The organism is Parapedobacter deserti, from assembly GCF_042646065.1.
GTDB classification, from domain to species: Bacteria; Bacteroidota; Bacteroidia; order Sphingobacteriales; family Sphingobacteriaceae; genus Parapedobacter; species Parapedobacter deserti.
The window spans coordinates 25,711-37,611 of record NZ_JBHRTA010000057.1; the positions used below are offsets into that span (position 1 = coordinate 25,711).

Below are 11,901 nucleotides of genomic sequence, written 5' to 3' on the forward strand. Positions count from 1 at the left end.
TTTAACTTAACAAGATGACCACTTTAACGACCCCACAAACAATATCGACCGGCGCAAAGAAGTTTGATTTTGAAAATTTATTATGATAAGCCATTACGCGTTAAAGTGGAGACTGAGTTTTCCCGATCATCCGAGGGAGGAGCCGGTTATGCAAAATGTGGAGGAAACAACGGCGGAGCTTTCTATCCGACCTGCCTCAAAACAGGAACTTTCGGGCTGGATAAGGATTATAGCCGGATTCCCGAAAAAAATAGCCAGCGAGGTTTTATCATTAACGGATGGACAACTCGATACCCCCTACAGAAATGGCGGCTGGACGGTAAGACAAGTTGTCCATCATTGTGCAGACAGCCATATGAATGCTTTTATACGTTTTAAGTTGGCGCTTACAGAAACTGATCCCATTATCAAGCCTTATAAAGGACGTACGTTCATCCTGAACACGGTAGACCAATTCCTTTGGATGAAGTTATTGGCATGTATGCATGGCATTGCAACCACCATTTGGCTCATATAAGATTAGTGTCGGCAACGGTTCAAAAAAAGTAGTAATCTATTTTAGTAGCATATTTACAATTTATACAGTAATCAACAAATTTCAATGACAATTACAAAACTTACCCCAAATTTCGAAGTAGCAGACGTTGAAAAATCAGTCGCTTACTATATTGAGAATTTTGACTTTAAATTAGTCATGACGGTTCCTACTACGCAGGATATGATTGAAACATCTTTTTCACAGGATAAAGATTATGTGTATGCGATGATAGAAAAAGATAATGTCCAACTTTTCTTTCAAAGGACCGATTCTTTCAAGGAAGATGTAGTCTTCGCTCGCAATCTTCCAATTGGCGCTTCCGTTTCGTTTTATATGGATATTGACGGGATAAAAGACTTTCATAAAAAAATGATTGGGAAAAATCTACAGGTGACCGATATAAAAACAACTTGGTATGGAATGCGCGAATTTTATTTAAAAGACTTGAATGGGTATATACTTGGTTTTGCGGAAAGAGTTTCTTAAAGAAAGAATTCGAAGATAGCGAACGGTTTACACTATGGATAAAACACCGAAGGATTGGTTGTCGATAGGTTTGCCTGAGATCATTTACATCGTTTAGCAAGATCTCCCAGCAATTTAAGATCTCGATCCAATCGCTCATTCCATAATAAACCGTAGTTTAATCGAAGGCAATTTTCGTATTGATCTTGCAACGTGAAAATTCTGCCCGGCGCAAAACTGATTTTATGCCGCAGGCATTGTTCATATAATGCAATGGTGTCAATGGTTTTAGGTAATTCCACCCATATAACGAATCCGCCCTGAGGTCTGCTGGCCATTGTTCCGTCAGGAAAATAATCCGAAATGGCCCTTGAAAATTTGAGTAGATTACCATGGAGCGTATGCCTTAGTTTGCGAAGATGGTTCTCATACCGGCCTGTTTCGAGAAACCCGGCAATAACTTCCTGCGTGATGGAAGTCGATGAGATATTGTGGTAGAGCTTCATACGCCTTACCTCGTCTTTGAACTTTCCCGGAGCAACCCACCCCACCCGATAACCGGGAGCGAGCGTTTTGGATACCGAACCGCACCACAATACCAGGCCGCTTTCATCATAGGTCTTGCAGGATTTCGGTCGTTGCTGACCAAAATATACGTCACCATTGAGATCATTCTCAATAAGCGGAACGTTATATTTTTCAAGGAGACGTACCGTCTGTTTCTTGTTTTCGTCGGGCATGCAACTGCCCAGCGGATTGCTGAAATTGCTGATAAAGAGACATACATTTATCTTGTTTTTTCTTAGTGCATCTTCCAATGCGTCCAAGTCAACACCATGCTGGGGATCCGATGGTAGTTCCAATACTTTGACGCCTAACACCTGAGCGAGTTGTAACATTCCGAACGAGATAGGACTTTCCATGGCTATCGTATCTCCTTTTTTTGTCAATGCCATCATACAATATGACAGCGCGTTCAGGCAACCACTCGTGGTAATGATTTCATCATGCTTCAAATTACACTCCATTGCGAAAGACCATCGGGCAACCTGACGGCGTAACCGCTCATTTCCCTCGGTTTTGTCGTACATGACACCGCTGCCTTTCAACTCTCTTGTTGCCATTATCAGACCTTTGTTGAGTTTTGCTATGGGCAATAACTCATTGGCCGGAGCTCCCAGGGCAAGCGGTAAATGACCATTCTCCCCCAAGCTATCATAAATCTTACGTACCAGTAATTCACTGTCGGCATAATTCGCTTCGGATTCAGGGTTGGTAAGCTGGGAAAGCGCAGGAATTTTCGTTTTCGAATACCGCACATAATATCCGGACTGAGGTCGGGTCTCAATCAACATTTTACTCTCTAAATAATAGTATGTACTTAATGCCGTATTTTGACTTACACCATATTCACGGCATATCGTCCGTAGCGATGGGAGCTTATCACCGGTACGCAACGTCCCGTTCAGGATTTGTTGCTCGATAATTTTAGCGATACGCATATAAGCGAACTCCGACTTGTTTTGTATTTTCTTCATTCCCACATTTTAACTGCTACCAACAAAAATAATAAAACTGCATCTGCTATCATGCAACTATTTTGCCGAATTTTGTTTGACAAGATGAACTTAAAGCCATGGGACACTATAAGATTAAATCGGGATTTCATCGGATGGATTTAGGGAGCATCCACTATTCGTTTTGAAGCAGTACCGCGGAAAAGGCGTCAGTAAAGACCTGCTGCAATATGTCATTAATATAAAATGGGTAAAACAGTTACGACGGTTTGTGTTATTCACCGAAGATGCCCAAACGCTTTATAGCCGCTATGGCTTCACTAGTTTATCCGATCCCAAAAAATACATGGAAATCGTTCAATATAATATGTATCGCAAACCTATAATAAGCAAGTAATAATGGGATTCCATCACAAGCACATGTTTATCGTGGGTTCAGGGGCTATTGGCAAAGCACTCGCTGTTTTTCTTTCTCAAGCGGGTAGAAAAGTTACCATGATAAGAGGAAGCGTACATGACGGTAGTACAATAACCCGCCGGTTCGCTGTGGAAATGGAAAACGGCTTTATACACGAGGCGCATGTGGAGGTTGCAACATTAAATTCCCTTTCCGAGATTGACGGTATTGTTGTTCTCGCAACCAAATCTTTTGGGAATGAAAAACTGGCTGGTGCATTAAAGTCAAAAATAGGCGACTCACCCATCGTACTCCTACAAAACGGTTTGGGCATCGAGCAACCGTTTTTAGAGCATGGATATCAGCAGGTGTACCGCTGTGTTCTCTTTGTAACAAGTCAGTCGATTGATGAAGTTGTTGTGCGGTTTAAGCCTGTGACAACTTGCCCTGTGGGAATAGAGCATGGAAATGAAGAGCAACTCGACAATATCGTCGCCCATCTAAATACTCGTGATTTTGGATTTAAGAGTGAAGTATATATCCAGCATATCATATGGAAAAAAGCGATCATCAACTGCGTGTTCAATTCGGTTTGCCCGTTATTAGAAATTGACAATGGCATCTTCCACAAAAATCCTGATGCGTTGAAAATTGCCCGTCGGGTAATCGCTGAATGCACAACTATCGCTCATGCAAAAGGAATAGCAATTCAGCCTGATGATGTAGAGAGTGGTTTGGTCCAAATAAGCCGGTTGTCCGATGGGCAAGCGATATCGACCTTACAAGATATACGGCGTAATAAAAGAACCGAAATAGAAACTTTAAACGCTGAAATAGTGAGGATCGCGGAACAAATACATCAGCAGAATGCCGTTAGGGAGACAAGGTTATTAGGTGAACTCACGAAAATAAAATCTGAGCTTGCGCTTAATTTGTTGTTGGAGCGTGAAATACTGATATAGAATTTAAGAACAATAAAGTACTTATAATGAAAACAATGATAATAACAGGCGCGAGCCGAGGAATAGGTGCAGCAACAGCACTCCTTGCCGCGAAAAACGGTTATGCAGTAGCAGTAAATTATAAAAAGAACAAAGCAGCAGCCGACGATGTAGTTAATCGGATTGTATCACAAGGAGGAAAAGCCGTCGCCATTCAAGCAGATGTTTCCAGGCAAGATGAGATTGTTCGTTTATTTTCCGAAGTGGATAGGCATTTCGGAAAGCTTCATTGCCTGATCAACAACGCCGGAACACTCGAGCATCAGAAGAAATTCGTCGATATTGATTACCAAAGATTACAGCGGATGTTTAACGCCAATGTGATGGGACCGCTTCTGTGCTGCCAAGAGGCCATTAAACGCATGTCATCAACATATGGTGGCGAAGGCGGAACCATTGTCAATGTTTCCTCCATTGCTTCCAGAACCGGGGCACCTTTTGAATACATCGATTATGCCGCTGCAAAAGGAGCGTTAGATACCCTAACGATCGGATTATCGAAAGAATTAGCGGACGAGCATATCCGGGTAAATGCTGTTCGTCCTGCATTCATCCATACCGACATCCATGCCGATGGCGGTGAGCCGGACAGGATCGATCGGATAAAATGTACTATTCCGCTTAAACGCGGTGGTTTGGCGGACGAGGTTGCAGAAGCTATTTTGTGGCTCGCATCGGATAAATCATCTTATTCGACGGGAATTTTCATTAATGTGACAGGTGGACGTTAACTTTTCCTGAATCAAGAAGTAAATAAAAAGTTGCATGAAAAATAGAGTCGTAAATATTCCAAAACCGTTATGGAAGTTACATGGAAAGCAATTATCTTGAAGAGCACGAACACGATAACCAACAAAAACGTTTCTTACTCGATCGCGTCCATCAAATCGTCAATTGTCTGTCGTTGATATTCAGGGCTGGCCTTTCCGAAGTCAATTGGCACCCACGACAATATCTGCCCATGATATTGGGTCGCTTGATGGCGAGAATAGGCTTTCTTCGATGCAAAAAGAACACAAACCCGCTAACTCAAATACCATTCTTCCCACGTTTTCATCCAGCCTACCCGTTCCTTGATAAAGCGCGGGGTAAAGAAAAAGTTTGACCAATCCTCAAAATTCTCACAGTAGAAGCGGAAGTAAAACAACCAGAACAAGAACCCCCAGTAAGGTATAGAAGCCCGCTCGGCCTCACTTAGCGGCCGCCGTTCGCGATAGCCTTTTACAAATAAGGCAAATTGGTGGTCTGCCTCCTGCTGTGTCAGCTTTTTATGTATTACGTCTAGAAAAAAGTGGACATAGAAAGAAGCGAGGTCATTCACCAGGTATCCCTCACCCGCAAAATCAAAATCAAAAAAAGTAACCTTTCCGTTTGCATCAAAATGGAAGTTCTTGGGCAGGAAATCATAGTGGCAATAACCGTGGCTAAAAGTCGACAGTTCAAAGGCCTGCAATTCCCGTTCCACGCGGGTGGCAGTTTCGTGTAAATAACGGTACTCCGTGGCTAAGCCGCTAAATGCAGGTTCTATGATGCGGAGCGGGGCGTCTACCAGTGCTTCAAAGCCCAGCGGCTTACGGTTGTACTGTAAGCGGAGGCCAGCCGTTAGGTTATGGATGTGTGCTATGGAGCTGCCCACCTGCAACAACTGCTCATCGTTCATTGCAGGATAAACCTGCCCCTCGGCGTAGGTGAACAATACGCCATAACGGATACCTTCCGCCGCTTGGAATGCTTGCAAATATCCACCATCTTTATCCGGCAATGGATGGCTCACCGAAGCCCCACCGGCATGCAGGATATTCAGTAATTCCACCTCACCGTTTATCTCTTCCATTTTTCGGTGTGCATCCCGGTAAATTTTAAAGATATAACGGGTGGTGCGCCCTTCGAGCAAATACGTATCGCTGACGTTATGAATCAACAGCCGGCAGGTCGTATCGTTAAGGAGATAGCGCTCCTGTCCACCAACCTTCCGGTTTCCCGTAATGCCCATCCATTCCGTTCACTTATCTTCGTAGCAAACAGTACTTGCAAATTTCAGAACGATGTATTACCTTGCGTGTTATAACGACTTTTATAAACGAAAAGGCCAAAACTGAAATAAACAAAAATGCTTTTATGCCTGTGGCGCGTACTTCAATTATCTAGATGCCGATGTAGGACCATTTGAGCAATTTCAAAACTAACTACTGAATCCGAGAATTAATCTGCTATAAACAATGCTCAAAGGACTACTATCGTCAATCGTAATTATTTTCTTCGGTATTATGGCCAAGTACTCCATTCAGAACGATGGGTGGGCAGCACTGAAAAAATACTGGTGGGTTTTCATTGTAATAGGAGGTATGTCTCTCTTTATTACGATTGTGAAAGCACTTATTTGAAAAAAAAAGTGGTTACAAGGACGAACCGTAATAACCAACGCAAGTATGAAGACATTACTCAGTATGCTGTTGTTCCTGTGGTTTAATCCGCAGCAAACACCCGATCTGATACAAGGGAAAGGGTTTAAAGGATATGTCCTCGGCAAAGACCGATTCGTTCTCACAACCATCGAAAATCAAAAGGAACGATACACACCGGTAGAGGAGGATGTCCTGTTAGCAGAACAAATTTTAAAGGAAGATTTGGCGGAATTGAATATTCCTATGACTGATCAGAGCGGTGATTGTCCTGTCATTCATCGGAATCTAAAGAAATATATCAGGCAATATGTAGGTTATGTAAACACAGCAGGCGAAAAAGTAATCTGGATAAACTTTCTGTGGAAGTCCGGCACAGATAACCAAACACTGACAGACGAAGTTGTGATCGTCCTAGACGGATGCAGCCATTATTGGAATATAAAGGTTAATCTTGATAAGCGATTGTTGTACGATCTATCTGTAAACGGGTCTGCTTAATATGAGCAAGAGTTTACATGTCGGCTATCATTGGATATCAGATTATTTTCTTTCGTAACGCTAGCGTTACGGGTATGCAATTTTCCTTCCTTTTTCATTGCTTGGAACTCTCATCGATATACTCGACGCTATTTATATGTTTCATGAGTCGCAAAATAATAGGCTTATTTAGGCAATACTTGATTTTGAATTTTCTATTTCCCCGCAAACGCCGACTGAGCTTTTTTGCCTAAACGATTGGCAGCGGTTTGGATATCGGAAATGTTAGTTTCGCCTTTCTCTAATTCAAGTAATTCCTTTTGCATATTCAGCTTATCGATGAAGTTGATAAGCTCCAGTTTGTTTTGTTTAGAAGAGGTGAGACGCAATTCCATCAATTGCTCAACAAACGCAGAAAACGCTTCAATAAGCTTTTCTTTTTTTTCCAATTGAGTGGTATTTTTATAGCTGCCTTTCACCAAGATCGAATCAAACACGATATTTGACAGATTGTCAATATCATGTTTCTCAATCTTATTCTTGTCCTGTATTTCCTGTATTGCGATCATTTAAACCTCCTCCATTGTTATGACCGTACGTGACAGTTCCTCTGTACTTTCAGAATTCTAAATGTCCTGTTCGGCCTGAATAATACTTCCTTTTCATTGGGAGGATTGTGTACCCCAAATTTAGCGATTTTTTCAATAGCTTTTCCAGTTTTGGAGAAGATTCTAAATAAGGTGTTTCCATTGAAAGCCATTGCCGTTAGCCGAGATTTGCTGGCGGAGACAAAAGTGTGCTCGGATACAACCTCGTTTGAAGCGCGGGCTTTGATATACTTTTCAAGCTCAGCCCTGCTAAGATTAACACTTCTATACGGAAATCACCAATTGGTTAAGCGGTATGCACAATTTTACAAGCGATACGTTGTCGGAGATTGCCGTAGCCTCAATAGTCGTATCGCCGATATGACAATTTGCTCGTTCGAAAAAAACCGAGGCAACCGCATCATTCGCCAATAGCATTGGTGTCCAACAGTCGTTTCATCTCAGTCAATGCATCGGTATAACCGCTAAACCTCTTTTTAGAGGTCAGGTTAATCGGGGTTTTGTTGATCCGGTTGGTCAAATCTCGGATTGGCATGTATTCCAGGCTTTGGTATTCCTGTTTCCAGTAATCCAACTCGAGTAATCGCTGGTTTTGATAAGCGGTTGTGCTTCTGTCGTTATCGGTAGGATAGAGGTGAACATCCTCCAACAATCGATTAACAACGTCCAGGGAAATAGAAATGCCATCATATTGCAGTTGAGTATAAAAAGCCCGTTTAAATATCCGATCAATATCAGCCACGTCGGCAGCTTTTATGTCGGGCAGAAGGACATGGTATTGTGTTTTAGCATTCGTTATGAGCCAGCATTTTTTACGATTTACAAAGAAGACAGTGGCGTTCCATTTTCCCAGAGGTGCATTTTCGATGTTGCCCGTTTTTGGAACCACCCATTTTTTTATGAGTTTTTCAAGTTTCCGTGATGTGTAAATCGCAGTATGCATGCAATAAATATATATATATATGTTAAAGACGTCCAGAAAATAGTTGTCTCTAATAGTAAAATGCAGGCATGAGAAAGAATACCGTATCAATGAAAAACAGAACTCCCTGATTGTTCAATACGTTTTCGTCATGCAAATCCTCGGCAATAATACTGATTCGAGGAGTATTGAACATATTTGAATCAAGAAACTTTCATTTTGGGCAAAATGGCGGTCTCGCGCATATTAGCGGACAGAAACAAAGGAATTGATTGCAAAGCTACCCAGATGAAAGAAATTGTCAAGGGCTTTGTACGGAGAAAATTAGATCGATTGGAAAATAAGATTTTAATTTTCGTAACTTTGTCATAAAGCAAACGAATATGGAAGCGATTATGATTCATCCGGAAAATGCTGAGCAACTCAAGACCGTTAAATCAGTTTTGAAGGCATTGAAGGTTCCTTTCGAACCGCAGTCCAGTACGTTGCCAGATCATGTGAAGTCTAGCGTCGATAGAGGAATGAAGCAAGCCGCCCAAGGCAAGACCATCGGACTGGAGGAGTTCAAAGAGAAGCATTTTTTGAAACGGTAGTCAGCAAGCAAGCTTAAACCGAAACTAAACCAACCTAATGCAATATACGCTCAGCTTTACTCCCGAGGCGGAAGACACTTACGATTCATTATCATTACAACTGATGGAACGTTGGGGCGAGCGCTTTGTGTTGAAGTTTGAAGGACGCGTTTCCAAAGCGTTGGATACATTAAGCAGGACTCCTTTCCTTTATCCGGTAGCTATTGAGGAAACCCAAATCAGGAAATGCATTGTACATAATAACTGTTCCATCCTTTATAAAGTTGATGGCCGTATTGTAACGGTGATCTGTTTTTGGGATAACCGCCAGGAGCCGCTTTTTAATATTTAACGTTATGCCAATAAATACACCTTCATCAACATCGTTTTCGGATAAAGTGTTGTACGGACTGCGGAAAGCGTTGCGGAAGTTGGTAGAAGAATCGGCTGCCAATGGGGAAAGTCTCGTAATCAAACGTGATGGTGAAATTAAAGAAGTGCCCGCCAAAGACCTGCTTAAGACATTACCTAAAGAAGGGACCCGTCAATAGGTGAAAGGAGTAATGCAATTAAAAGAGTGGATTGCTGCTACACTCTTGCGACCGTCAAAAATCGATCATAAACCTAACGTAGGGGTAGAAATATACGGTGCAGATTGAGCAACATTGGCTTCTTGAATTTTACTCCAGATTTCCGGTTTCCCGTAATGTCCTCACCATTCCTCAGGTTACCTTTGGGTAATCAAAATTTGTAATTCTCAATCCGATATTTTACCTTGCATGTTATAATTACCTTTATAAGCCAATAGGCCTAAGAAAAACAAGTAATAAACCAATAATACCATATAATCAATAACCGAATTTACTAACCGTTAACCGTTATAAAGAAACCAACACCAACCATCATGCGTATGCGTATCCTTTACCTTTCTCGTCTTCGGGCTCTTGCTGCCTGCGGCTTCGGATGCGCAGGGTAGGGCCGCTTATACGGTCGCCGAGCAAAAGGATGCTACGGTGTATATCACCAAATCGGGGGAGAAGTACCACAAGGCAGGGTGCCGGTATCTGAATAAAAGCCAGATCAAGACTACGAAAAAAGAGGCCATTAAGAATGGGTATGGGGCGTGTAAGGTGTGTAAGCCGTAGTTATTTTTAAAGTTGAAATTGACATAAATAGGCCAAAGCATGAAACCACTTATCGTTATACTGTCACTTTTGATGATCAATAGTTCGTCAAGCGAGGAATACGACATTGATGAAATATATGAGAAGATTGAGCTCGACTATGGAACATTAGACGAGGATGGAAATGATATAAGTTATATATTCACTCCCACGTCAATTAAACAAGGTAGATACGAGATTGAGATAGCCGATGGATCCGGAGATCTTTATGAAATAAAGGGAACCAACTATTTCTTGAAATTTACATCGTACTATGGTTATGCTGGCTACGGCGATGAGGGCATTTTGATCATTGGATCGAATCCCTATGACCGAAGCTTTATAAAGTTTGATGATTGATCAAGAAACATCCGTTTTTGGGATAAAAAGCTGGTCCGACGAATATTTAGCGGAGGAAAGCAGAATTTAACCTAAGACCAAAACAAGGCCGTATAACGAACCAACAATGAAACGCAGAATGGATATCAACAAATTACTTCAGGAAAAGCAATATTTAAAAGACGATTGGGATTTATCCAATGAAACCTTATACAGCATGTGCCGCGAATATAGCAGCAATTGTGATACTCAATCGATTTTGGCAAAATCGCTCATTATCGGTAGGACATATGCTGTGGCATTGGAAAGAAGAAAGTCTTTGAAAGGCTCATCTGGGGATACCCCTTCGGCTGCTGGTCTGGATAGCGACCGCTTCTATAAGGATTATATAGTTAGAAGATTTAAAGAAATCAATTTGGACGAGGATTTGGAAGATATGCGAAATTGGACGATTAAAAATTTGCTAGAATTTGATGAAACTCAAATCAAAGCTGTTTTATCATTACACTCACGACTTAGCAAGATTATTGAAGGCGGTGTAATTAAGCGTTCGTTTGCTTCGAAGTACCTTCATTTCCATCTACCTGATATTTTCTTTATCTATGACAGCCGGGCGGTCGAAAGTATTAAGTTTCTATCGGGCATACAATTTGAGAAAAACAAAAAAAGGGCACGCGATATTGGTGATGACGAGCATTACGATCTCGAGTACAAAAAATTTTATTATAATTGTTTAGAGGCATTAAGGTGGTTGAAACGCAATCATCAGATAGACAGGTTGGACCCGCGGCAATTTGATAACCTGTTGATGGCAATTTATGAAGAGAAGCGTTGAGGATGCCGTAGAATTGATAAATCGAAAAGGCAAAATCACCGATCGCATGGAAGCAGGGCAAAATTTAATCATCAGGGCATATGAGCCGGCGGATTGGGAGGCCGTTTGCACTGTTTTTGCACAGGCCAAGCCCGATGAATTCAAAGGGGTATTGGGCGAGGAAGACATCATACCCTTGGATCAGGACGAAGCTATCCTGAAATCTTTCCACGACAGTGCCATCTATGTGGCCGAGAAAGACAATCGGATCGTTGGATTCGCCGGGTACCACAGTCAATTCATTTCATTCCTGTTTATCTCACCGCACTATTATCGGCAACACATCGCAACCAAATTGCTGGAGCATATCTTGCCGATGGCGGGCAATGAAGTATCCCTGCTTGTTCTGAAATCCAACCTGCCGGCAATCAACCTATACCGCAAACTCGGTTTCACTATTGCAGAGGAGTTCAACGGCAAATACAATGAATCGATAACCGTCACCGTATTGCGTTTAAGCAAAACCCAAGCAGCTTTTTGACGAAGGGTTCCCGGCCTGTGAGAAACCCCAGTTCGCGGTATCCGGCCTACCAAGTACATATTTTCTGATTAACTGATCGGCTGTAGTTTTACGCCCACAAATAATATGATTATGAAGGAGCGTAGAGAGTACATGTTTACCC

The 11,901-nt window shown here is 42.0% G+C and carries 18 protein-coding genes; 12 read left to right on the forward strand and 6 right to left on the reverse strand.

The genetic code is table 11. From position 1 onward, the window contains the following. The first annotated feature begins 82 nt into the window (after nucleotides 1-82). Together ACFOET_RS18355 and ACFOET_RS18360 are read left to right on the forward strand one after the other, a co-directional pair. A complete protein-coding gene (locus ACFOET_RS18355; RefSeq protein ID WP_379025385.1) occupies nucleotides 83-517 on the forward strand; it encodes a DinB family protein in 435 nt (144 codons plus the stop codon). An 84-nt stretch (nucleotides 518-601) separates the two neighbouring features. Next, nucleotides 602-1,024: a VOC family protein gene (locus ACFOET_RS18360; RefSeq protein WP_379025387.1), complete on the forward strand. Its 423-nt coding sequence runs from the start codon at nucleotides 602-604 to the stop codon at nucleotides 1,022-1,024. 80 nt (nucleotides 1,025-1,104) lie between these two features. Here the strand turns inward: ACFOET_RS18360 and ACFOET_RS18365 are convergent, their stop codons facing one another. Beyond that, complete coding sequence (locus ACFOET_RS18365) at nucleotides 1,105-2,541, reverse strand: aminotransferase-like domain-containing protein (protein WP_379025389.1); 1,437 nt, start codon at nucleotides 2,539-2,541, stop codon at nucleotides 1,105-1,107. Between the two features lie 124 nt (nucleotides 2,542-2,665). Here ACFOET_RS18365 and ACFOET_RS18370 point away from each other — a divergent pair, with 124 nt between their 5' ends. From ACFOET_RS18370 to ACFOET_RS18380, 3 genes are read left to right on the forward strand one after another with little or no spacing between them, the layout of a single operon-like run. Continuing rightward, nucleotides 2,666-2,917, forward strand: coding sequence for a GNAT family N-acetyltransferase (locus ACFOET_RS18370; RefSeq protein ID WP_379025412.1), 252 nt, complete (start codon nucleotides 2,666-2,668; stop codon nucleotides 2,915-2,917). A gap of 2 nt (nucleotides 2,918-2,919) precedes the next feature. Further along, nucleotides 2,920-3,879, forward strand: a complete 960-nt coding sequence (locus ACFOET_RS18375; protein WP_379025391.1) for a ketopantoate reductase family protein — start codon at nucleotides 2,920-2,922, stop codon at nucleotides 3,877-3,879. A 26-nt stretch (nucleotides 3,880-3,905) separates the two neighbouring features. Continuing rightward, nucleotides 3,906-4,649: an SDR family oxidoreductase gene (locus ACFOET_RS18380; RefSeq protein WP_456320338.1), complete on the forward strand. Its 744-nt coding sequence runs from the start codon at nucleotides 3,906-3,908 to the stop codon at nucleotides 4,647-4,649. A gap of 293 nt (nucleotides 4,650-4,942) precedes the next feature. On the opposite strand, the gene ACFOET_RS18385 is transcribed toward ACFOET_RS18380, so the two are convergent. After that, nucleotides 4,943-5,911 carry a phosphotransferase enzyme family protein gene (locus ACFOET_RS18385; RefSeq protein WP_379025393.1) on the reverse strand — a complete coding sequence of 323 codons (969 nt, stop codon included), beginning with the start codon at nucleotides 5,909-5,911 and terminating at the stop codon, nucleotides 4,943-4,945. A gap of 436 nt (nucleotides 5,912-6,347) precedes the next feature. Between ACFOET_RS18385 and ACFOET_RS18390 the strand changes: the two genes are divergently transcribed. Beyond that, a complete protein-coding gene (locus tag ACFOET_RS18390; RefSeq protein WP_379025395.1) occupies nucleotides 6,348-6,821 on the forward strand; it encodes a hypothetical protein in 474 nt (157 codons plus the stop codon). A 194-nt stretch (nucleotides 6,822-7,015) separates the two neighbouring features. Here ACFOET_RS18390 and ACFOET_RS18395 read toward each other — a convergent pair whose 3' ends face one another. The 4 genes from ACFOET_RS18395 to ACFOET_RS18410 form a co-directional block, all read right to left on the reverse strand. Continuing rightward, entirely contained in the window at nucleotides 7,016-7,297 is a 282-nt protein-coding gene (locus ACFOET_RS18395; RefSeq protein ID WP_379025397.1) for a hypothetical protein, read from the reverse strand. 89 nt (nucleotides 7,298-7,386) lie between these two features. Then, a complete protein-coding gene (locus tag ACFOET_RS18400; RefSeq protein WP_379025416.1) occupies nucleotides 7,387-7,635 on the reverse strand; it encodes an ADP-ribosyltransferase domain-containing protein in 249 nt (82 codons plus the stop codon). Nucleotides 7,636-7,808: 173 nt separating this feature from the next. Then, the gene (locus ACFOET_RS18405; RefSeq protein ID WP_379025398.1) at nucleotides 7,809-8,351 is read right to left on the reverse strand and encodes a DUF6933 domain-containing protein; all 543 of its coding nucleotides are present in this window, start codon (nucleotides 8,349-8,351) and stop codon (nucleotides 7,809-7,811) included. 49 nt (nucleotides 8,352-8,400) lie between these two features. Continuing rightward, nucleotides 8,401-8,526 carry a putative polyvalent protein kinase domain-containing protein gene (locus tag ACFOET_RS18410; protein WP_379025400.1) on the reverse strand — a complete coding sequence of 42 codons (126 nt, stop codon included), beginning with the start codon at nucleotides 8,524-8,526 and terminating at the stop codon, nucleotides 8,401-8,403. 187 nt (nucleotides 8,527-8,713) lie between these two features. On the opposite strand from ACFOET_RS18410, the gene ACFOET_RS18415 reads away from it, so the two are divergent. From ACFOET_RS18415 to ACFOET_RS18440, 6 genes are all read left to right on the forward strand, one after another. Then, the gene (locus ACFOET_RS18415) at nucleotides 8,714-8,923 is read left to right on the forward strand and encodes a DUF2683 family protein (RefSeq protein ID WP_379025402.1); all 210 of its coding nucleotides are present in this window, start codon (nucleotides 8,714-8,716) and stop codon (nucleotides 8,921-8,923) included. A 37-nt stretch (nucleotides 8,924-8,960) separates the two neighbouring features. Continuing rightward, nucleotides 8,961-9,254 carry a type II toxin-antitoxin system RelE/ParE family toxin gene (locus ACFOET_RS18420; protein ID WP_379025404.1) on the forward strand — a complete coding sequence of 98 codons (294 nt, stop codon included), beginning with the start codon at nucleotides 8,961-8,963 and terminating at the stop codon, nucleotides 9,252-9,254. Nucleotides 9,255-9,258: 4 nt separating this feature from the next. Beyond that, nucleotides 9,259-9,453: a hypothetical protein gene (locus ACFOET_RS18425; protein WP_090626486.1), complete on the forward strand. Its 195-nt coding sequence runs from the start codon at nucleotides 9,259-9,261 to the stop codon at nucleotides 9,451-9,453. Nucleotides 9,454-10,086: 633 nt separating this feature from the next. After that, nucleotides 10,087-10,425: a hypothetical protein gene (locus ACFOET_RS18430; RefSeq protein ID WP_379025406.1), complete on the forward strand. Its 339-nt coding sequence runs from the start codon at nucleotides 10,087-10,089 to the stop codon at nucleotides 10,423-10,425. Nucleotides 10,426-10,531: 106 nt separating this feature from the next. Next, nucleotides 10,532-11,239 carry a hypothetical protein gene (locus tag ACFOET_RS18435; protein WP_379025408.1) on the forward strand — a complete coding sequence of 236 codons (708 nt, stop codon included), beginning with the start codon at nucleotides 10,532-10,534 and terminating at the stop codon, nucleotides 11,237-11,239. Next, nucleotides 11,223-11,759 carry a GNAT family N-acetyltransferase gene (locus ACFOET_RS18440; RefSeq protein ID WP_379025410.1) on the forward strand — a complete coding sequence of 179 codons (537 nt, stop codon included), beginning with the start codon at nucleotides 11,223-11,225 and terminating at the stop codon, nucleotides 11,757-11,759. The genes ACFOET_RS18435 and ACFOET_RS18440 overlap by 17 nt, the downstream gene beginning before the upstream one ends. Nucleotides 11,760-11,901: the final 142 nt, after the last annotated feature.

Coding starts and splice junctions, on each gene's coding strand:
- ACFOET_RS18380 (WP_456320338.1), top strand. CDS start 3,906: ATGAAAACAATGATAATAACAGGCGCGAGCCGAGGAATAGGTGCAGCA.
- ACFOET_RS18420 (WP_379025404.1), top strand. CDS start 8,961: ATGCAATATACGCTCAGCTTTACTCCCGAGGCGGAAGACACTTACGAT.
- ACFOET_RS18415 (WP_379025402.1), top strand. CDS start 8,714: ATGGAAGCGATTATGATTCATCCGGAAAATGCTGAGCAACTCAAGACC.
- ACFOET_RS18405 (WP_379025398.1), bottom strand. CDS start 8,351: ATGCATACTGCGATTTACACATCACGGAAACTTGAAAAACTCATAAAA.
- ACFOET_RS18425 (WP_090626486.1), top strand. CDS start 9,259: ATGCCAATAAATACACCTTCATCAACATCGTTTTCGGATAAAGTGTTG.
- ACFOET_RS18375 (WP_379025391.1), top strand. CDS start 2,920: ATGGGATTCCATCACAAGCACATGTTTATCGTGGGTTCAGGGGCTATT.
- ACFOET_RS18440 (WP_379025410.1), top strand. CDS start 11,223: ATGAAGAGAAGCGTTGAGGATGCCGTAGAATTGATAAATCGAAAAGGC.
- ACFOET_RS18430 (WP_379025406.1), top strand. CDS start 10,087: ATGAAACCACTTATCGTTATACTGTCACTTTTGATGATCAATAGTTCG.
- ACFOET_RS18410 (WP_379025400.1), bottom strand. CDS start 8,526: ATGTTCAATACTCCTCGAATCAGTATTATTGCCGAGGATTTGCATGAC.
- ACFOET_RS18360 (WP_379025387.1), top strand. CDS start 602: ATGACAATTACAAAACTTACCCCAAATTTCGAAGTAGCAGACGTTGAA.
- ACFOET_RS18355 (WP_379025385.1), top strand. CDS start 83: ATGATAAGCCATTACGCGTTAAAGTGGAGACTGAGTTTTCCCGATCAT.
- ACFOET_RS18390 (WP_379025395.1), top strand. CDS start 6,348: ATGAAGACATTACTCAGTATGCTGTTGTTCCTGTGGTTTAATCCGCAG.
- ACFOET_RS18435 (WP_379025408.1), top strand. CDS start 10,532: ATGAAACGCAGAATGGATATCAACAAATTACTTCAGGAAAAGCAATAT.
- ACFOET_RS18365 (WP_379025389.1), bottom strand. CDS start 2,541: ATGAAGAAAATACAAAACAAGTCGGAGTTCGCTTATATGCGTATCGCT.
- ACFOET_RS18385 (WP_379025393.1), bottom strand. CDS start 5,911: ATGGGCATTACGGGAAACCGGAAGGTTGGTGGACAGGAGCGCTATCTC.